This is a genomic window from Comamonas granuli NBRC 101663 (assembly GCF_000739995.1).
Lineage (GTDB): Bacteria > Pseudomonadota > Gammaproteobacteria > Burkholderiales > Burkholderiaceae_C > Simplicispira > Simplicispira granuli.
In genome coordinates this window covers 1-18,060 of record NZ_BBJX01000006.1, presented here as the reverse complement: position 1 = coordinate 18,060, position 18,060 = coordinate 1, and the positions used below count along the sequence as shown (strand labels likewise).

The window sequence follows — 18,060 nt, the reverse complement described above, 5'->3', positions numbered from 1 at the left end:
GGCGGGCGCTCAGGCCGCGCTCAGCGTGAGCAGCTCGGCCCCCTCGGCCACCTGGTCGCCCGGGGCGTAGAGCAGCTCCTGCACCACGCCGTCGGCGGGCGCGGCGATGGTGTGCTCCATCTTCATGGCCTCCATCACGGCCAGGGGCTGGCCCTTGGTGACGGTGTCGCCCGCCTGCACGGCAAACGACACCACCTTGCCGGGCATGGGGGCCGTGAGGCGCCCGCCTTCGGACTGGTCCTCGCCCGCGTGGGCCAGCAGGTCGATGGAGACGATCTGCGTCGCGCCCTGCGGGGTGAAGACATGGTCGGTCTCGCCCAGCGCGTACACCGCGGCGCGCGTGCGCTGGCCGGCGAACTGCAGTTCCAGGCCCTGGGCATCGCCCTGGAAGGCGAGCGCGCCGCTCACGGCCTGGGCGCCCTCGCCCACCGCCAGCAGCAGGCCGCCGTCGTGCTGGTAGGTGAGCCGCGCGGGCACCTGCGCGCCGCCGAACTCGAAGGCGAAGCGCCGCTCGGTCAGCCCGTGCGAGCGCCAGCCGTCGCGGCGGCTGAAGGGGTCGGCGCCCTCGCTGGCGCGCTCGCGCAGCAGGGTGTGCGCCACGGCGGCGGCGGCGGCCAGCGGCAGGCCCACGCGCTCCTGCTGGAACAGCACGTCCTGCTCGCGCGGAATCAGCGCCGTGTCGAGCCGCGCCTGGGCAAACGAGGCGCTGCGCGCCACCAGGCGCAGGAACTGCACGTTGGTGGCCAGGCCGACGATGTGCGTCTGCGCCAGGGCCTCGTCCAGCCGGGCCAGCGCCTGCTCGCGCGTGTCGCCATGCACGATGAGCTTGGCCACCATGGAGTCGTAGAAGGGGCTGATGGCGTCGCCCTCGCGCACGCCGTCGTCCACGCGCACCGCGACGCCGGTGTCGCGCCCGTTCGCGCGCTCGAAGCTGGTGCACGCGGGCTTGCGGTACACCGCGAGCTGGCCGGTGGCGGGCAGGAACTGGTTGTCGGGGTTCTCGGCGCAGATGCGCGCCTCGATGGCGTGGCCATGGATGCGCAGGTCCTCCTGCGCCAGCGGCAGCGGCTCGCCCGCGGCCACGCGCAGTTGCCATTCCACCAGGTCCAGGCCGGTGATGGCTTCGGTGACCGGGTGCTCGACCTGCAGGCGCGTGTTCATCTCCATGAAGTAGAACTTCATCTCCTCGGGGCGCTCGTAGCCGCCGGGCTGCTCCACGATGAATTCCACCGTGCCTGCGCCCACGTAGTGCACGGCGCGCGCCGCGGCCACGGCGGCCTCACCCATCTGGCGGCGCAGGGATTCGGTCATGCCGGGGGCCGGGGCCTCTTCCAGCACCTTCTGGTGGCGGCGCTGCACCGAGCAGTCGCGCTCGAACAGGTAGACGCAATGGCCGTGCGTGTCGCCGAACACCTGGATCTCGATGTGGCGCGGGCGCTGCACGTACTTTTCGATCAGCACGGCGTCGTCGCCGAAGCTGTTGATCGCCTCGCGCTTGCAACTGGCCAGGGCGGCATCGAAGTCCTCGGCGCGCTCCACGGCGCGCATGCCCTTGCCCCCGCCGCCCGCGCTGGCCTTGATGAGCACCGGGTAGCCGATGCGGTCGGCCTCCCGCTTGAGCAGCGCGGCGTCCTGGTCGGCGCCGTGGTAGCCCGGCACCAGGGGAACGTTGGCGGCTTCCATCAGGCGCTTGGACTCGGCCTTCAGGCCCATGGCCTGGATGGCGCTGGCGGGCGGGCCGATGAAGACCAGGCCTGCGGCCTGGCAGGCCTGGGCGAACTCCTCGTTCTCGCTGAGGAAGCCGTAGCCGGGGTGGATGGCCTGGGCGCCGGTGGCCTGGGCGGCCTCGATGATGCGCTCCCAGCGCAGGTAGCTGTCCTTGGGGGCGCTGCCGCCGATGTGCACGGCCTCGTCGCACACGGCCACGTGTTTGGCACGGGCGTCGGCGTCGGAATACACGGCGACGGTCTGGACGCCCATGCGGCGCGCGGTGGCGGCGACCCGGCAGGCGATCTCGCCGCGGTTGGCAATCAGGATCTTTTTAAACATGGCGCCCTCCAGCGGCGAGATCGCCTGCGCACGCTGCGCGTGCCAGGCAATTTGTTGAAACGGCTGCTGCGCAACCGTTTTCGCCGCGGTTGGCAATCAGGATCTTCTTGAACATGTTGAATCTCTCCAGGGATTTCAGACCAGCCAGCCCGGCTTGCGTTTTTGCAGGAAGGATTGCACGCCCTCGCGGCCCTCCGCGCTCGCGCGGATGTCGGCGATGCCTTCGACGGTGACTGCGATGAGCTGCGCGTCGATCTGCTGCTGCGCCACGTCCTGCACCAGCTGCTTGCAGGCGCGCACGGCGTTCGGGCTGGCGCTGACCAGGGCTTTGACGATGTCATCGACCTTGGCGTCGAGCTGATCAAGCGCGACGACCTCGTGCACGAAGCCGATGCGCAGCGCCTCCAGGGCGCCGAAGCGCTCAGCCGTGAGGAAGTAGCGGTGCGCGGCGCGCGCGCCCATGGCGCGGATCACGTAGGGGCTGATGGTGGCCGGGATCAGGCCCAGCTTGACCTCGCTGAGGCAAAAGCCCGCCGTGTCCACCGCCACGGCCATGTCGCAGGCCGCCACCAGGCCCATGCCGCCGGCGTACACGTCGCCCTGCACGCGCGCCACGGTGGGCTTGGGGCAGGTATAGATCACGCGCAGCATCTCGGCGAGCTTGCCCGCGTCCGCGATGTTCTCGGCGCGCGTGTAGTCGGCCATGCGACGCATCCAGTTGAGGTTGGCGCCGGCGCAGAAGGCCGGGCCCTCGGCGGCCAGTACCACGGCGCGCACGTCGGGACGGGCGCCCACGTCAAGAAAGGCCGCGGTGATCTCGGCGATGACCTCGTCGCTGAAGGCGTTGCGCACCTCGGGCTGCGTCAGCGTGATGCGCGCGACCGGGCCCGACTGGGTGATGGAAAGGTTCTGGCTCATGGCGTGTGCGGGTTCTGCAGGAAATAGACGAGATCGAGCTCCGGGCAGGGCTGGCCGAGCGCGGTGAGCGCCGCCGTGATCTGCCCGCGGTGGTGCGTGCCGTGGTTGAACACATGCGCCAGCGTGGCGGCGAACGGCAGCGTGGCCGGGGTGCCGCGCATGGTGGTGTAGGACAGCTGGCCGCTCCAGCGCGCCGGCTCGATGCCGGCGATCAGCGGCTCCCAGCGCGCCGCGCCCGCGCGCAGGCGGCTGGCCAGGCGCGCGCGGTCGCTCTCCACCTCGGCGTCCAGCGCCACGCGCGGCGAGCTGCCCTCGGCAAAGCGCACGAACCACAGCAGGTGCTCGCCCACCAGCAGGTGGTTGAGCGTGCCGTGGATGCTGCGGAAGAACAGGCCCAGGTCGCGCCGGTAGTCCGCCTCGGGCAGCGCGTCCACGGCCCGGAGCAGGCGCTCGGTGGCCCACACGTTGTAGCGTGCGAGCTGGCCAAAGTGGGCGGCGGCGTCCATGGGGTGTTCCGTGCGGCGGCGTGCGTTCTTACATGCGGAACACGCCGAACTTGGTGTCCTCGATGGGCGCGTTGCGCGTGGCCGAGAGGCCCAGCGCCAGCACGCGGCGCGTGTCGGCGGGGTCGATCACGCCGTCGTCCCACAGGCGCGCGGTGGCGTAGTAGGGGTGGCCCTGTTCCTCGTACTGGCGGCGGATGGGGGCCTTGAAGGCTTCCTCTTCCTCCATGCTCCACTGGCCGCCCTTGCCTTCGATGCCGTCGCGCTTGACGGTGGCCAGCACGCTGGCGGCCTGCTCGCCGCCCATCACGCTGATGCGCGCGTTGGGCCACATCCAGAGGAAACGCGGCGAGTAGGCGCGGCCGCACATGCCGTAGTTGCCGGCGCCAAAGCTGCCGCCGATGATGATGGTGAACTTCGGCACGGCCGCCGTGGCCACGGCCGTGACCAGCTTGGCGCCGTGGCGCGCGATGCCTTCGTTCTCGTACTTGCGGCCGACCATGAAGCCGGTGATGTTCTGCAGGAACACCAGCGGGATCTTGCGCTGGCAGCACAGCTCGATGAAGTGCGCGCCCTTCTGCGCGCTCTCGCTGAACAGGATGCCGTTGTTGGCGATGATGCCGACCTGCATGCCCTCGACGCGGGCGAAGCCGCACACCAGGGTGCTGCCGAAGCGCGCCTTGAACTCGTCGAACGCGCTGCCGTCGACGATGCGCGCGATGATCTCGCGCACGTCGAAGGGCTTGCGCGTGTCCACGGGGATCACGCCGTACAGCTCTTCCGCTGCATATTTAGGAGCTACTGGCGCAGTATCGGCGGACGTTTGCGGCTTGTTTATATTCAAATTCGCGACCGCGTGGCGCGCCAGCTTGAGCGCGTGCAGGTCGTTCTGCGCCAGGTGGTCGGCCACGCCCGACAGGCGCGTGTGCACGTCGCCACCGCCCAGGTCCTCGCTGCTGACCACCTCGCCCGTGGCGGCCTTCACCAGCGGCGGGCCGCCCAGGAAGATGGTGCCCTGGTTCTTCACGATGATGGATTCGTCGCTCATCGCCGGCACGTAGGCGCCGCCGGCCGTGCAACTGCCCATGACCACGGCGATCTGCGCGATGCCCTGCGCGCTCATGTTGGCCTGGTTGAAGAAGATGCGGCCGAAATGCTCGCGGTCGGGGAACACATCGTCCTGGTTGGGCAGGTTGGCGCCACCGGAGTCCACGAGGTAGATGCAGGGCAGGCGGTTCTGCGCCGCCACTTCCTGGGCGCGCAGGTGCTTCTTCACCGTCATGGGGTAGTAGGTGCCGCCCTTCACCGTGGCGTCGTTGCACACGATCATGCAGTCCACCCCGCTCACGCGGCCGATGCCGGCGATCAGGCCCGCGCCCGGCGCGTCGTTGTGGTACATGTTCAGCGCGGCCAGCGGCGCCAGCTCCAGGAAGGGCGTGCCCGGGTCGAGCAGCATCTGCACGCGCTCGCGCGGCAGCAGCTTGCCACGCGCCACATGCTTGGCGCGCGCGGCCTCGCCGCCGCCGGCAGCGACCTTGGCGATCTGGGCGTTCAAGTCGTCCACCAGCGCGCGCATGGCGCTGGCGTTGGTCTGGAAGTCGGCCGAGCGGGCGTTGAGTTGGGTCTGCAGTACGGGCATGGTGTCTATTTCCGTTCCAGGAATTCGGCAGGGGCAGGACAGGCCGCGGGCCTGCGCCCCAGGGGCTGGCCCCGAGAATACGCCCGGCGGCCGCGCCTGGCATGCCAGCGTGGTTGCAAATCACGCCACAGTTGCGGCACACTTGCGCGGGTGAAGCCCCACCCCGCCGCCCCCCTGCCCCCGCCGCTGCCGCCGGCCGTGTCTCCCGCGCCCGCCGTCACGCCGATGGCGTTCGTGCAGGCCATCGTGCAGGCCTGCGCACGCGCGGGCGTGCCTGCGCTGCCGCTGCTGCAACAGGCACAAATCGCGCCACAGGAAGTGGAAAACCCTGGCGCCCGCGTGACCGCCTGGCAGTTCGAGCGCCTCTCGGGCCTAGCCATGCAGGCGCTGGACGACGAGGCCCTGGGCTGGTTCAGCCGCCGCCTGCCCTGGGGCAGCTACGGCATGCTGGCGCGCGCCTCCATCAGCTCGCCCACGCTGGGCGTGGCGCTCCAGCGCTGGTGCCGCCACCATGGGCTGCTGACGGACGACATCGCCCTCACGCTGCAGGCCGAGGGCGCCACGGCCACCGTGCGGCTGCAGGAGCGCCGGCCGCTGGGGGCGTTCGCGGAGTTCTGCCCCGTCTCGGTGCTGCGCAACATCCACGGCCTGGCCTGCTGGTTCATCGATTCGCGCATTCCGCTGCAGGAGTCCTTCTTCGCCTTCGCCCGGCCCGCCCACCACGACGCCTACGCCGTGCTGTTCCCCGGCCCGGTGCAGTTTGGCGCCCCCTGCAGCGGCCTGCGCTTTGATGCGCGCTACCTGCAACTGCCCCTGCAGCGCGACGAGGCGGCGCTGCGCCAGATGCTGCAGCGCGCCCTGCCGCTGACCGTGCTGCAGTACCGGCGCGACCGCCTGCTGGTGCAGCGCGTGCGCACCCTGCTGACGGCCGACCCGGCCGCCGCGCACAGCGCCGAGGCCCTGGCGCTGCGCCTGCACCTGTCGCCGCGCACGCTGCACCGCCAGCTCAAGGAGGAAGGCGCCTCGCTGCAAGGTCTCAAGGACGAGGTGCGGCGCGAACGCGCCATGGACCTGCTGCGGCGCACCGAGCGCCCGATCAAGCAGGTGGCGCACGAGGCGGGCTTCGGCAACGACAAGAGCTTCATCCGCGCCTTCCGCGGCTGGACGGGGCTCTCGCCCGCGGAATTCCGGCGCCTGAGCCGCACGCCCGGCGCGCTATCGATTCAATAGCTTCTGGCGCTTTCTTGACGGTCGTTTCACGCCGTTTTCTTATAAAACATCGCCATCCACATACCACCAGCGCCCGAGCTCGCGCACGAAGCGGCTGCGCTCGTGCTGGCGCACGGCGCGGCCCGCCACGCGAAAGCGCGCGATGAATTCGACCTCGGCATGGTCTGCGCCCAGGGCACGGTGGGCGCGCACCTCCAGCCCCAGCCACCGGGTGGCGGGGTCCAGGTCCAGCTGCGCCGGGCGCGTACTGGCGTGCCAGGTGGCCAGCAGGTAGTCCGCCCGCCCCTGCACGAAGGCGCTGTAGCGCGAGCGCATCAGGCTCTGGGCATCCGGCGCCGAAAGCGCCTGCGGCCCCGCCAGGTACGGGCCGCAGCACTGGGCATGGGGCAGCAGCCGGCCGCGGGCGTCGGTGCGGCCGCAGGGGCAAGGCAGGGGAACAGCAGCAGTGCGGGCCATGGCCGCATTGTGCCCGGCCCCGCCTGGGCGGCGCGGCTCGGAGCGGCGCGGCGCCTTCCCCACAAAGACGTTAAGGGTAAACCCTGGAATTTGTAATTTTTCGCAACAATGCCATCTTTGCCCCGGCCTGTGGCCGGGGGTCTTTTCCTGACTGGCCGGGAGTTGCCATGTTCGATCTTTCTTCCTGGCGCGTGCGCACGCGCCTGAGCGCGGGTTTCGGCGCCGTCTGCCTGCTGCTGGTGGCCTCGGCCGCCATGGGCCTGGCGTCCATGGGCCGCATCGGCACGGACTTCCGGGCCGTGGTGGACGGCCACTTTCCGCGCATCACCGCGGCCACCAGCGTGATGACGCAGACCGACGCCATCGCCATCGCCCTGCGCAACATGCTGCTCAGCCCCGATGCGGACGACCGCGCACGCCAGGTGCAGGCCATAGCCGCGGCGCGCACCGAGATCGCCCGGCAGGTGCAGGCGCTGGACCAGGCCCTGGCCGACCCGCGCGAGCGCGACCTGCTGCACCAGGTGCAGGAGAGCGGCGCGCGCTACCTGGCCGGGCAGGAGGCGCTGCTGGCGCTGATCCGCAGCGGCGAGACCGAGCAGGGCCGCGACTACCTCACCCACCAACTGCGGCCCACGCTGGCGGCCTACAAGGCGGCGGCTGGCGCGCTCGTCGCCGCCGAGCAGGAGGCCATCGGCCAGGCCCGCAGCAACGCCCAGGAGACGGCGGCCGGCGCGCGCGCCACGCTCATCGCGCTGGGGGTGGCGGCGCTGCTGGCAGCCGCCGGACTGGGCTGGCTCATCGTGCGCAGCCTGCTGCGCGAGCTCGGGGGCGAGCCGCGCACGGCGGCGCAGGTGGCGCGCGCCGTGGCCCAGGGCGACTTCACGCACCCCATTGCCGTGCAGCCGGGCGACCGCTCCAGCCTCATGGCCCAGCTTGCCGCCATGCAGGCCAGCCTGGGCCAGGTGGTGGCGCAGGTGCGCCGCAGCTCCGAGAGCGTGGCCCTGGCCAGCGCCGAGATCGCCCAGGGCAACCAGGACCTGTCGGCGCGCACCGAGAGCCAGGCCAGCAGCCTGGAGGAGACCGCCGCTTCCATGGAACAACTGGGCGCCACCGTGCGCCAGAACGCCGACAGCGCGCGCCAGGCGCATGCGCTCGCACGCACCGCCTCGGACGTGGCCGAGCGCGGCGGCGCCGTGGTGGACCAGGTGGTGCAGACCATGGCGGGCATCCACGAGAGCTCGCAGCGCATTGGCGACATCCTGCAGGTGATCGACTCCATCGCCTTCCAGACGAACATCCTCGCGCTCAACGCCGCCGTGGAGGCCGCGCGTGCGGGCGAGCAGGGGCGCGGCTTTGCCGTGGTGGCCTCCGAGGTGCGCGCCCTGGCCGGGCGCAGCGCCGAGGCCGCACGCGAGATCAAGGGCCTGATCGGCGCCAGCGTCGAGCGCGTGGCACAGGGCAGCGCCATGGTCGAGCAGGCGGGCACGACCATGACCGAGGTGGTGCACAGCATCCGCCGCGTGGCTGGCCTGGTGGGCGAGATCAATGCCGCCAGCAGCGAGCAGGCCGGCGGCGTGGCCCAGGTGGGCGAGGCCGTCACGCAAATGGACCAGGCCACGCAGCAAAATGCCGCGCTGGTCGAGGAAATGGCGGCTGCGGCCAGCAGCCTGAGCACCCAGGCCCAGGACCTGGTGCAGGCGGTGGCGGTGTTCAAGCTCGACGCACGCCTGGGCGCTGCGCCCGCACCCGCCCTGCCCGCGCGGCCGGCGGCGCCCATGCCGCCCCGGCGCGCCGCAGCCCCTAGCCTGCCCGGCGGCAAGGCCGCCCTGGCGGGCACGCCTGCGCCAGGCACGCTGCCGCGCCCGGCCCTGGCCGCGGCCGCCGCGGACCAGTGGGAAGCCTTCTGAGCCGCCTGCGGCGCGCGCCCGCTGCCGCCTGCCGGGCCCCGGTGCCGCCCGCCCTGCTCAGCCGTCCAGCCAGGCGGGCAGATGCGCCATGTGCGTCAGCACGCCCACGGCCCCGGCGGCGCGCAGCGCCTCGGGCGAGCCATGCCCCTCGCTGCCGGGGCTGAAGCCCAGCACCGTGGCCCCGGCCGCCACGCCGGCGGTCACGCCGGTGACGGTGTCTTCCACGACCAGGCAGCGCGCCGGGTCCGCACCCAGCGCCGCAGCGGCGGCCAGGTACACGTCGGGCGCGGGCTTGGTGCGCGGCATCTCGTGCCCGCTGAACACGCGCCCGGCGAAATAGGGCGCCAGCCCGACCTTCTCCAACTGCATCTCGACCTTGTAGCGGTCCGCCCCCGAGGCGCAGGCGATGCGCCCCTGCAGGCGCGCGTGCACGGCGCGCACGGCATCGACAGCGCCGTCGATGGGCTGCAGCTCGGCCTCCAGGCGCGCATTGCGGCGCGCGTAGAAATCCTGCATCCAGGCGTCGGTCAGCGGGCGTCCGGTGCGCTGCTCGATCAGCGCCGCCTCGCTGCGCACCGTCTTGCCGACGAAGAGGCTCATGCACTCGGCGGGCGAGAGCGTCCAGCCCGCCTCGCCCAGCATGGCGCACAGCACGCCGTTGGTGATGGCTTCGCTGTCCACCAGGACACCGTCGCAGTCAAAGAGAATGGCTTCAAATGGCATGGCTGCTGGCGCGCGCAGTGCGGGCGCGGGGGGCTTGGGGGGTTCAGGAATGGGGGCCAAGGGCGCAGGCAGCGCCGGCGCTGGCATGGCGGGCGGATTATGGAACGTAGACTATCCCTCGCATTGCTGGAAAGGGATTTTTATGTGGTCTATGAGCGTGCCCTGGTGGGAATTCGTGCTGCGCGGCGTGGTGGTGTACTGCTTTCTGCTGGTGTTCCTGCGCCTGACCGGCAAACGCCAGACGGGGCAGTACGCGCCCTTCGACCTGGTGCTGCTGCTCATCCTGTCGAATGCGGTACAGAACTCGATGAACGCGGGCGACAACTCGCTGGTCGGCGGACTGATCTCGGCCACGACGCTGATCGTGTGCCACGTGGCGCTGGCGCGCCTGACCTTTCACGTGCGCTGGATCGAGCGCCTGATCGACGGCCGCGCCCAGGTGGTGGTGCAGGACGGGAAAGTGGACGAGGCGCTGCTGCGCCGCGAGCTGATCTCCCCCAACGACCTGGCCGAGGCCTTGCGCATGGGCGGCTGCCTGCATGCGCACGAGGTGGAGCGCGCCACGCTGGAGACCAATGGCGCCATCACCGTGGTGCTCAAGAAGCGCTGAAGACTTTTAGCCAAAAAAGCCTCCAGCCCTTTCCAGGCGAGCACGATAAGCTATTGAATCAATAGCACCTCAGGCCAGGGCCCGCTGGATGATGATCTTCTGCACGTCGCTCGTGCCTTCGTAGATCTGGCACACGCGCACGTCGCGGTAGATGCGCTCGACCGGGAAGTCGTTGACCACGCCGTAGCCGCCCAGGGTCTGGATGGCGGCGCTGCAGACGCGCTCGGCCATCTCGCTGGCGAAGAGCTTGGCCATGGCCGCTTCCTTCAGGCAGGGCTGGCCCGCGTCGCGCAGCGCGGCGGCGTGCCAGATGAGCTGGCGCGCGGCCTCGATCTGCGTGGCGCAGTCGGCCAGGCGAAAGCCCACGGCCTGGTGGTGGAAGATGGGCGTGCCGAAGCTCTCGCGCTCCTTGGAGTACGCCAGCGCCGCCTCGAAGGCGCTGCGCGCCATGCCCACGCTCTGCGCGGCGATGCCGATGCGCCCGCCTTCGAGCGCGCCCAGCGCGATCTTGTAGCCCTCGCCCTCGGCGCCGATGAGGTTCTCGGCCGGGATGCGGCAGTGGTCGAAGTTGATCTGCGCGGTGTCGCTGGAATGCTGCCCCAGCTTGTCTTCCAGGCGCGCCACCACGTAACCGGGCGTGTTCGTGGGCACGAGGAAGGCGCTCATGCCCTTTTTGCCCGCGCCCTTGTCGGTGACGGCGATGACGATGGCCACGTGGCCGTTCTTGCCGCTGGTGATGAACTGCTTGACGCCGTGGATCACGTATTCGTCCCCCTCGCGCGTCGCCGTGGTGCGCAGCGCCGAGGCGTCCGAGCCCACATGCGGCTCGGTCAGGCAGAAGGCGCCGAGCATCTCGCCGCGCGCCAGGGGCGTGAGCCAGTCGCGCTGTTGCTGCGCGTTGCCGTAGCGCATGAGGATGGCGTTGACGGGGCAGTTGGTGACGCTGATCGCCGTGCTGGTGCCGCCGTCGCCGGCGGCGATTTCTTCGAGCACCAGCGCGAGCGTGAGGTAGTCCAGGCCCGCGCCGCCCAGGTCCTCGGGCACGCAGATGCCGTAGGCGCCCAAGGCGGCCAGGCCCTGGTGGGCCTCGCGCGGGAAATGGTGCTCCTTGTCCCAGCGCGCGGCGTGGGGCCACAGTTGCTCCTGGGCGAAGGCGCGCACGGCGTCGCGGATCATTTGCTGGTCTTGGGTCAGCAGCATGGGGTCTCCTTGGAAAGGGTGGGGCCGGCGCTCACCAGTGGGTGGCGCGCCGGCCATCGTGGTGCAGCAGGTGGCCTTTGTCGGCGGGCGTGAGGTGGGCCAGGGTGTGGCGCATACCGCGCACGCTGTCCTCGACGCTGAGCGGCGCACGCTCGCCGCCCATGTCGGTGCGCACCCAGCCGGGGTCGATGGTGACCAGCGTGGCGCCGGGGTAATCGTGCTGCGCGGCCGCCACAGCCATGTTGAGCGCGGCCTTGCTGGTGCGGTAGAGCCAGGCGCTGCTCTCGCCCACGCTGCCGATCTGCGACATGGACGAGGACAGGAAGGCGAACACGCCGCCCGCGGCCTCCACCATCGGCGCGACCTGCGGAATCGCCTGCATGGCACCGAGCACGTTGGCGTGCATCACGGCGTCGAAATCGGGTTGCGTGGGCGGCGTGCGCGCGCCGGGGCGGCGCATCACGCCGGCCACGTAGAGCGCGACGTCGAGCTCCTCGCCGTCGAGCTGCCAGGCCAGGCCGCTGACGCTGGCGGGCTTGGCCACATCCACGGTCAGGGCCTGGGCGCCGAGCGCCTGCACGCGCGCGCGGCCGGCGTCATCGCGCACGGTGGCGATGACGCGCCAGCCCTCGGCGGCGTACTGGCGCGCCAGCTCCAGGCCGATGCCGCGCGAGGCGCCGATCACCAGGACAGTAGGCATTGAATATGAATCAAACAGGCCTCCAGCGCCCTATGCACAAGCGCCAGAAGCTACCAATTCGATAGCAATCAAACCAGCTCGATCGCCATGGCCGTGGCCTCGCCGCCGCCGATGCACAGCGTGGCCAGGCCCTTTTTCTTGCCGCGCGCCTGCAGCGCGTACAGCAGCGTGACCAGGATGCGCGCGCCCGAAGCGCCAATGGGGTGGCCCAGCGCGCAGGCGCCGCCGTTGACGTTGACCTTCTCGTGCGGCACCTTGAGGTCGGCCATCAGCGCCATGGGGACGACGGCGAAGGCTTCATTGATTTCCCACAGGTCCACGTCGTCCACCTTCCAGCCGGCCTTCTTCAGGGCCTTCTCGGTCGCGCCCACCGGGGCGGTGGTGAACCACTCGGGCTCCTGCGCGTGCGTGGCGTGGGCGACGATCCTGGCCAGGGGCTTGCAGCCCAGTTGCTGGGCGGTGGACTGGCGCATCAGCACCAGGGCGGCGGCGCCGTCGTTGATGCTGGAGCTGGCGGCGGCGGTGATGGTGCCGTCCTTCTTGAACGCGGGCTTGAGCGTGGGGATCTTGTCCAGGCGGATCTTCAGCGGGCCTTCGTCCTGCGCCACCGTGACCTCGCCCTTGCGGGTCTGGAAGGTGACCGGGGTGATCTCGGCCTTGAAGGCGCCGGAGTTGATGGCGTCCTGCGCGCGCTGCACGCTGGCCATGGCGAAGGCGTCCTGCTGCTCGCGCGTGAACTGGTACTTGGCGGCGCAGTCCTCGCCAAAGGTGCCCATGGAGCGGCCGGCCTCGTAGGCGTCTTCCAGGCCGTCGAGCATCATGTGGTCGAAGACCTTGTCGTGGCCCATGCGGTAGCCGCCGCGGCCCTTCTTGAGCAGGTAGGGGGCGTTGGTCATGCTCTCCATGCCACCGGAGACCATCACGTCGCGGCTGCCGGCGACGAGCTGGTCGTGCGCGAGGATGGTGGCTTCCATGCCGGCGCCGCACATCTTGGACAGCGTCACCGCGCCGGTGCTGCGCGGCAGGCCGCCCTTGAAGCCGGCCTGGCGCGCGGGCGCCTGGCCCTGGCCCGCCATGAGGCAGTTGCCGAACAGCACTTCATCGACCTTCTCGGGCGCGACGCCCGCGCGCGCGACGGCCGCCTTGATGGCAGCGCCGCCCAGGTCGTGCGCGGCGAGGTCGGAAAAGTCGCCCTGGAACGCGCCCATGGGGGTGCGGGCGGCGCCGACGATGACGATGGGGTCTGCAGATGAGGACATGGGTTTTCTCCTAATGGTCGGAAAGGGATGGATCAGGGGGATCAGATGCCGTCGGACATGCGCGTCTGCACGAAGCGCCGGCTCACGTCGTAGGGGAAGACGTCGTACACATGGCCCGCGAGGATGCGCTCCTTGTGCGACTGCCAGAACTCCACGTCGAGCAGGTCGGCGTGGTGCTGCATGAATACTTCGCGCACGGCGTCGTTGCCGAGCAGGAAGGGGCCGAAGGTTTCGGGGAAGACGTCGTTCTTGCCCACCGAATACCAGATCTCGCCGCTCATCTCATCTTCCTCGTTGCGCGGCGCGGGCACGCGCCGGAAGTTGCAGTCGGTGAGGTATTCGATCTCGTCGTAGTCGTAGAACACGACCTTGCCGTTGCGCGTGACGCCGAAGTTCTTCCACAGCATGTCGCCCGGGAAGATGTTGGCCGCCACCAGGTCCTTGATGGCGTTGCCGTACTCGATGACGCTGTTTTCCATCTGCTGGCGCGCGCGCGGGTCGGACAGCCCGGTGTCGAAGCACTCCTGCAGGTAGATGTTGAGCGGGATCATGCGCCGCTCGATGTAGAGGTGCTTGATGATCACCTCCTGCCGGCCGTCGCCGTCGCGGTCGCTGATCTCGAGCTGGCTGGGCGCGAATTTCTGGATTTCCGCGATCAGTTCGTCGTCGAAGCGCTCGCGCGGGAATGCCACCAGACTGTACTCCAGCGTGTCGGCCATGCGGCCCACGCGGTCATGGTGCTTGACGAGCTGGTACTTGCTCTGGATCTGCTCGCGCGTGGTGTCCTTCTGCGGCGGGTAGTAGTCCTTGATGAGCTTGAAGACGAACGGAAAGCTCGGCAGGTCGAACACCAGCATGACCATGCCCTTGATGCCGGGGGCAATGCGGAACTTGTCCGTGGAGTTGCGCAGGTGGTAGAGGAAGTCGCGGTAGAACAGCGTCTTGCCCTGCTTGGCCAGGCCCAGGGCGTTGTAGAGCTCGGTGCGCGGCTTGCGCGGCATGAGGCTGCGCAGGAACTGCACGTAGGCGCTGGGGATCTCCATGTCCACCATGAAGTAGGCGCGCGCAAAGGAGAACAGCATCTGCAGGTCGTCTTCGCCGAACAGCGCGGCGTCGATGTAGAGCTTGCCCTCCTCGTTGTGCAATATGGGCAGGGCGAACGGCACTTCGTTGAAGCCGTTGATGATCTTGCCCACCACGTAGGCGCCCTTGTTGCGGAAGAACAGGCTGGAGAGCACCTGGATCTGGAAATTGGCGCGCAGGCGCACCTTGTCGAGCTTGATCTGCATGGCGCCCACCACGTTGCGCATGTCGCGCGGCAGGTCGGCGAACTCGCGCTGCAGGTCGTAGTGCTCGATGATGGTGACCAGGGTGTCGAACAGCGTCTCGCGCTGGGGATAGTAGGCGCGGAAGGTGGGGCGCGCACCGGGTTGCTCGTTCTCGATGTATTCGGTGCTCACCGCCGGCCACACGAAGATGAAGTCGTTGTGGAAATGCGTGCGGTGCAGGATCTTGGTGGTCACCGAATTGAAGAAGGTCTCGGCCAGCTCGGGCTGCTGGTGGTTCACCAGGAGGCCGATGTAGTGCAGCTTGACCTGGTGCCAGACCTCCATGGGCTGCTGGCCGGCCTTGAACTCCTTTTCCAGCCGGCGCGTGCACTCCTTGACGCGCAGGTCGTAGAACTCGATGCGCTCGCGCTGGGCGCGTTGCTGTCCATGCCAGTCGGCCGTCTCGAAGCGGTGCTTGGCGCGCGCCGATTCCGTGCGGAACAGGCGGTAGTGGCGGTTGAAGCCATCGACCATCGCCTTGGCGATGTCGTAGGCCTGCGGGGCGTCAAGGCGCTGAGGAAACATGGGGCGATCGTCCTGTGAGCGATAAACCCCCGACTTTAGCGCCGCGCCGCGCCCACGCCGGCCACGGCGGCCTTGTAGAGCGAGTCCAGGCCGTCAGAACCCGCGACGGTCATGTGCAGGTTGTTGATCAGCCCGTCCTTGAGGCCGTAGCACCAGCCGTGCAGGTGCACCTTCTGGCCGCGCGCCCAGGCGTCCTGCATCACCGTGGTGTGGGCGATGTTGATGACCTGCTCGATCACGTTGAGCTCGCACAGCACGTCGTGGCGCTGCGCTGCCGGCGTCTGCGCAAGCAGATCGCGGTGGCGGTCGCGCACGTCCTTGACGTGGCGGATCCAGTTGTCCGCCAGGCCCACGCGCATGTCCTCCAGCGCCGCCAGCACGCCGCCGCAGCCGTAATGCCCGACGACCATCAGGTGCTCGACGTGGAGCTGGTCCACCGCGTACTGGATGGTGGAGAGGCAATTGAGATCGGTAGGCACGACCACATTGGCCACGTTGCGGTGCACGAACACCTCGCCCGGCTCCAGGCCCGTGATCTGGTTGGCCGGCACACGGCTGTCGGAGCAGCCTATCCACATGTACTTGGGCTTTTGCTGCGACAGCAGGCCGGTAAAAAAGCCCGGGCGCTCGCGCTCCATCTGCGCCGCCCACTCACGGTTGTGGACGAACAGGTCTTCGATGGAGTTGATGGCCATGGGGGGTCTCCGGTGCGGCGCGCGGGGCAAGAGGTGGTGGTCGGCGGGATCAGCAGGTTTCGGCAAACAGCTCGCGGCCGATCAGCATGCGGCGGATCTCGCTCGTACCGGCACCGATTTCGTAAAGCTTGGCATCGCGCCACAGACGTCCGAGCGGGTACTCGTTGATATAGCCGTTGCCACCGAAAATCTGGATGCCCTCGCCCGCCATCCAGGTCGCCTTCTCGGCGCACCACAGGATGACCGAGGCACAGTCCTTGCGCACCTGGCGCACATGCTCGGCGCCCAGCATGTCCAGGTTCTTGGCCACGGTGTAGGCGAAGGAGCGGCCGGCCTGCAGCACGGTGTACATGTCGGCGACCTTGCCCTGGATGAGCTGGAACTCGCCAATGCTCTGGCCGAACTGCTTGCGGTCGTGGATGTAGGGCACCACGTTGTCCATCACGGATTGCATGATGCCCAAGGGGCCGCCGGTGAGCACGGCGCGTTCGTAATCCAGGCCGCTCATCAGCACCTTGGCGCCGTTGTTCACGCCGCCCAGCACGTTCTCGGCCGGCACCTCCACGTTCTCGAACACCAGCTCGCCGGTGTGGCTGCCGCGCATGCCCAGCTTGTCGAGTTTTTGCGCAATGGAGAAGCCCTTCATGCCCTTCTCGATCAGAAAGGCGGTGACGCCGCGCGCGCCCAGTTCGGGTTCGGTCTTGGCATAGACCACCAGGGTATCGGCGTCCGGGCCGTTGGTGATCCACATCTTGGAGCCGTTGAGCAGGTAGTAGCCGCCCTTGTCCTCGGCCTTGAGCTTCATGCTGATCACGTCCGAGCCCGCGCCCGGTTCGCTCATGGCCAGCGCGCCCACATGCTCACCGCTGATGAGCTTGGGGAGGTACTTTTTGCGCTGGTCCTCATTGCCGTTGCGCTTGATCTGGTTCACGCACAGGTTGCTGTGCGCGCCGTAGGACAGGCCGACCGAGGCGCTGGCGCGCGAGATCTCCTCCATGGCCACCATGTGCGCCAGATAGCCCATGTTCGCGCCACCGTATTCCTCAGGCACCGTGATGCCCAGCACCCCCAGGTCGCCGAACTTGCGCCACAGGTCCATGGGGAACTGGTCCGTGCGATCGATCTCGGCCGCGCGCGGTGCGATCTCGGCCTGCGCGAAGTCGCGCACGGCATCGCGCAGGGCGTCGATGTCTTCGCCCAATTGGAAATTCAGTCCAGGAAGAGAGGTGGTGCTGCCCATGGATACTCCTAAGGTTTGGGTTGGCGGGCCGTTCAGCCCCGGATGCCGGGTCTGCCGGTCACGGTCATGAGGGTGCAGTTCATGGTGGCAGCCAAGGTCTCCTTGGCCCCGTCCATGGCCCAGGCGCGGCCTTCGGCCACCGTGATGGTGCGCCCCGGCTTGAGCACGCGCCCCTCCATGCGGAAGCGCTGCCCCTGCGCCGGTGCCAGCAGATTGATCTTGAACTCGATGGTCAGGACGGCCGCTTCCTCGGGCATCAACGAGTAGGCAGCGTAACCGCAGGCCGAGTCCAGCGCCGTGGACACCACGCCAGCGTGCAGGAATCCATGCTGCTGCGTCAAGCCTGGTGCCCAATCCAGTTCGATGTCTACCACGCCCGGCTCCACGCGCGCGAGGCGTGCGCCCAGGGTTTGCATCACGCCCTGCAGCGCAAAACTCTCCCGCACCCGCCGTTGAAAGTCGGGGTGCTTGGCTGTCCACACGGTGGGCTGCATGCGGCCTCCTGATTTACGTTTACGTAAACGTAAATTATGCCGGATTTCGGCCGACTTTTGCGAGCAAAGTCCTGGCCTCTTTCTCGTGTTCTTTGACTTCGTCGAGATTGGCCTGCAGATCGGCCATCTGCGCCTCCAACTGCCTGCGGTGCTGCTCCAGCACGGCCAGGAACTTCTGCAGCTGCACCCCGGTGTCGCGCGGACTGTCGTACAGATCGATGATTTCCTTGGCCTCGGTCAGCGACAGCCCCAGACGCTTGGCACGCAGCGTGAGCTTGAGGCGCGTGCGGTCCCGGGCGGTGTAAGTGCGCGTGCGCCCGCCAGGCCCGGTGCGGGCTGGAGCCAAAAGACCCATGTCCTCATAGAAGCGGATGGCGCGCGTCGTGAGGTCGAACTCCTTGGCCAGGTCGCGGATGCTGTAGGTGATCGCCATGTCGTGGCACTGGAATATGGTGGTTGGTGCAGCAGGCATCCTATCCGATGCCGCGTCCGGCCGAAACGCCCCGCATCCTCCGGCCCAGCCGCTTCAGGCCGTATGCCTGCCTGTGCCTGCGCAGGTGGGAGAAAGCATTTCCCATCCCCCC

At 69.0% G+C, this 18,060-nt stretch carries 18 protein-coding genes; 3 read left to right on the top strand and 15 right to left on the bottom strand.

Annotated features, from left to right (window positions below; all coding sequences use genetic code 11):
• Positions 1-9: 9 nt before the first annotated feature.
• The 5 genes from CGR01S_RS07680 to CGR01S_RS07665 are packed head-to-tail and all read right to left on the bottom strand — an operon-like array spanning position 10 to position 5,109.
• On the bottom strand, positions 10-2,049 hold the full coding sequence (locus CGR01S_RS07680) for an acetyl/propionyl/methylcrotonyl-CoA carboxylase subunit alpha (RefSeq protein ID WP_042425269.1): 2,040 nt from the start codon (positions 2,047-2,049) through the stop codon (positions 10-12).
• On the bottom strand, positions 2,042-2,164 hold the full coding sequence (locus CGR01S_RS17205) for a hypothetical protein (protein ID WP_281174256.1): 123 nt from the start codon (positions 2,162-2,164) through the stop codon (positions 2,042-2,044). The genes CGR01S_RS07680 and CGR01S_RS17205 overlap by 8 nt, the downstream gene beginning before the upstream one ends.
• Before the next feature lie 20 nt (positions 2,165-2,184).
• Positions 2,185-2,967 carry an enoyl-CoA hydratase/isomerase family protein gene (locus CGR01S_RS07675; protein WP_042424754.1) on the bottom strand — a complete coding sequence of 261 codons (783 nt, stop codon included), beginning with the start codon at positions 2,965-2,967 and terminating at the stop codon, positions 2,185-2,187.
• The gene (locus CGR01S_RS07670; RefSeq protein WP_042424752.1) at positions 2,964-3,473 is read right to left on the bottom strand and encodes a DinB family protein; all 510 of its coding nucleotides are present in this window, start codon (positions 3,471-3,473) and stop codon (positions 2,964-2,966) included. Before CGR01S_RS07670 ends, CGR01S_RS07675 begins: the two co-directional genes overlap by 4 nt.
• Before the next feature lie 28 nt (positions 3,474-3,501).
• On the bottom strand, positions 3,502-5,109 hold the full coding sequence (locus tag CGR01S_RS07665; RefSeq protein WP_042424751.1) for a carboxyl transferase domain-containing protein: 1,608 nt from the start codon (positions 5,107-5,109) through the stop codon (positions 3,502-3,504).
• A gap of 150 nt (positions 5,110-5,259) precedes the next feature.
• Between CGR01S_RS07665 and CGR01S_RS07660 the strand changes: the two genes are divergently transcribed.
• The gene (locus CGR01S_RS07660) at positions 5,260-6,339 is read left to right on the top strand and encodes an AraC family transcriptional regulator (protein WP_042424750.1); all 1,080 of its coding nucleotides are present in this window, start codon (positions 5,260-5,262) and stop codon (positions 6,337-6,339) included.
• A 39-nt stretch (positions 6,340-6,378) separates the two neighbouring features.
• Here CGR01S_RS07660 and CGR01S_RS07655 read toward each other — a convergent pair whose 3' ends face one another.
• The gene (locus CGR01S_RS07655; protein ID WP_042424748.1) at positions 6,379-6,795 is read right to left on the bottom strand and encodes a YchJ family protein; all 417 of its coding nucleotides are present in this window, start codon (positions 6,793-6,795) and stop codon (positions 6,379-6,381) included.
• Positions 6,796-6,962: 167 nt separating this feature from the next.
• On the opposite strand from CGR01S_RS07655, the gene CGR01S_RS17200 reads away from it, so the two are divergent.
• Positions 6,963-8,702 (top strand): methyl-accepting chemotaxis protein, encoded by a 1,740-nt coding sequence (locus CGR01S_RS17200; protein WP_042424747.1) that lies wholly within the window; start codon positions 6,963-6,965, stop codon positions 8,700-8,702.
• A 57-nt stretch (positions 8,703-8,759) separates the two neighbouring features.
• On the opposite strand, the gene CGR01S_RS07645 is transcribed toward CGR01S_RS17200, so the two are convergent.
• Complete coding sequence (locus tag CGR01S_RS07645; RefSeq protein ID WP_042424744.1) at positions 8,760-9,425, bottom strand: HAD family hydrolase; 666 nt, start codon at positions 9,423-9,425, stop codon at positions 8,760-8,762.
• Positions 9,426-9,567: 142 nt separating this feature from the next.
• On the opposite strand from CGR01S_RS07645, the gene CGR01S_RS07640 reads away from it, so the two are divergent.
• Positions 9,568-10,035 (top strand): DUF421 domain-containing protein, encoded by a 468-nt coding sequence (locus CGR01S_RS07640; protein WP_042424741.1) that lies wholly within the window; start codon positions 9,568-9,570, stop codon positions 10,033-10,035.
• A gap of 69 nt (positions 10,036-10,104) precedes the next feature.
• Here CGR01S_RS07640 and CGR01S_RS07635 read toward each other — a convergent pair whose 3' ends face one another.
• The 8 genes from CGR01S_RS07635 to CGR01S_RS07600 form a co-directional block, all read right to left on the bottom strand.
• Entirely contained in the window at positions 10,105-11,235 is a 1,131-nt protein-coding gene (locus tag CGR01S_RS07635) for an acyl-CoA dehydrogenase family protein (protein ID WP_042424738.1), read from the bottom strand.
• Positions 11,236-11,266: 31 nt separating this feature from the next.
• Positions 11,267-11,935: an SDR family oxidoreductase gene (locus tag CGR01S_RS07630; RefSeq protein WP_042424735.1), complete on the bottom strand. Its 669-nt coding sequence runs from the start codon at positions 11,933-11,935 to the stop codon at positions 11,267-11,269.
• Between the two features lie 68 nt (positions 11,936-12,003).
• Complete coding sequence (locus CGR01S_RS07625) at positions 12,004-13,194, bottom strand: acetyl-CoA C-acyltransferase (RefSeq protein WP_042424732.1); 1,191 nt, start codon at positions 13,192-13,194, stop codon at positions 12,004-12,006.
• Positions 13,195-13,235: 41 nt separating this feature from the next.
• Positions 13,236-15,047, bottom strand: a complete 1,812-nt coding sequence (aceK, locus tag CGR01S_RS07620) for a bifunctional isocitrate dehydrogenase kinase/phosphatase (protein WP_042424729.1) — start codon at positions 15,045-15,047, stop codon at positions 13,236-13,238.
• Positions 15,048-15,082: 35 nt separating this feature from the next.
• Positions 15,083-15,742 (bottom strand): carbonate dehydratase, encoded by a 660-nt coding sequence (can, locus tag CGR01S_RS07615; RefSeq protein ID WP_042424726.1) that lies wholly within the window; start codon positions 15,740-15,742, stop codon positions 15,083-15,085.
• A 49-nt stretch (positions 15,743-15,791) separates the two neighbouring features.
• Positions 15,792-16,982 carry an isovaleryl-CoA dehydrogenase gene (locus tag CGR01S_RS07610; protein WP_042424723.1) on the bottom strand — a complete coding sequence of 397 codons (1,191 nt, stop codon included), beginning with the start codon at positions 16,980-16,982 and terminating at the stop codon, positions 15,792-15,794.
• A 32-nt stretch (positions 16,983-17,014) separates the two neighbouring features.
• Positions 17,015-17,476, bottom strand: a complete 462-nt coding sequence (locus CGR01S_RS07605; protein WP_042424721.1) for a PaaI family thioesterase — start codon at positions 17,474-17,476, stop codon at positions 17,015-17,017.
• 34 nt (positions 17,477-17,510) lie between these two features.
• Positions 17,511-17,909, bottom strand: coding sequence for a MerR family transcriptional regulator (locus CGR01S_RS07600; protein WP_042424718.1), 399 nt, complete (start codon positions 17,907-17,909; stop codon positions 17,511-17,513).
• Positions 17,910-18,060: the final 151 nt, after the last annotated feature.

Bases quoted from the DNA above. Each gene is read 5' to 3' on its own strand.
- CGR01S_RS07680 (WP_042425269.1), bottom strand. From the start codon at position 2,049: ATGTTTAAAAAGATCCTGATTGCCAACCGCGGCGAGATCGCCTGCCGG.
- CGR01S_RS17205 (WP_281174256.1), bottom strand. From the start codon at position 2,164: ATGTTCAAGAAGATCCTGATTGCCAACCGCGGCGAAAACGGTTGCGCA.
- CGR01S_RS07675 (WP_042424754.1), bottom strand. From the start codon at position 2,967: ATGAGCCAGAACCTTTCCATCACCCAGTCGGGCCCGGTCGCGCGCATC.
- CGR01S_RS07670 (WP_042424752.1), bottom strand. From the start codon at position 3,473: ATGGACGCCGCCGCCCACTTTGGCCAGCTCGCACGCTACAACGTGTGG.
- CGR01S_RS07665 (WP_042424751.1), bottom strand. From the start codon at position 5,109: ATGCCCGTACTGCAGACCCAACTCAACGCCCGCTCGGCCGACTTCCAG.
- CGR01S_RS07655 (WP_042424748.1), bottom strand. From the start codon at position 6,795: ATGGCCCGCACTGCTGCTGTTCCCCTGCCTTGCCCCTGCGGCCGCACC.
- CGR01S_RS17200 (WP_042424747.1), top strand. From the start codon at position 6,963: ATGTTCGATCTTTCTTCCTGGCGCGTGCGCACGCGCCTGAGCGCGGGT.
- CGR01S_RS07645 (WP_042424744.1), bottom strand. From the start codon at position 9,425: ATGCCATTTGAAGCCATTCTCTTTGACTGCGACGGTGTCCTGGTGGAC.
- CGR01S_RS07640 (WP_042424741.1), top strand. From the start codon at position 9,568: ATGTGGTCTATGAGCGTGCCCTGGTGGGAATTCGTGCTGCGCGGCGTG.
- CGR01S_RS07635 (WP_042424738.1), bottom strand. From the start codon at position 11,235: ATGCTGCTGACCCAAGACCAGCAAATGATCCGCGACGCCGTGCGCGCC.
- CGR01S_RS07630 (WP_042424735.1), bottom strand. From the start codon at position 11,935: ATGCCTACTGTCCTGGTGATCGGCGCCTCGCGCGGCATCGGCCTGGAG.
- CGR01S_RS07625 (WP_042424732.1), bottom strand. From the start codon at position 13,194: ATGTCCTCATCTGCAGACCCCATCGTCATCGTCGGCGCCGCCCGCACC.
- aceK (WP_042424729.1), bottom strand. From the start codon at position 15,047: ATGTTTCCTCAGCGCCTTGACGCCCCGCAGGCCTACGACATCGCCAAG.
- can (WP_042424726.1), bottom strand. From the start codon at position 15,742: ATGGCCATCAACTCCATCGAAGACCTGTTCGTCCACAACCGTGAGTGG.
- CGR01S_RS07610 (WP_042424723.1), bottom strand. From the start codon at position 16,982: ATGGGCAGCACCACCTCTCTTCCTGGACTGAATTTCCAATTGGGCGAA.
- CGR01S_RS07605 (WP_042424721.1), bottom strand. From the start codon at position 17,476: ATGCAGCCCACCGTGTGGACAGCCAAGCACCCCGACTTTCAACGGCGG.
- CGR01S_RS07600 (WP_042424718.1), bottom strand. From the start codon at position 17,909: ATGGCGATCACCTACAGCATCCGCGACCTGGCCAAGGAGTTCGACCTC.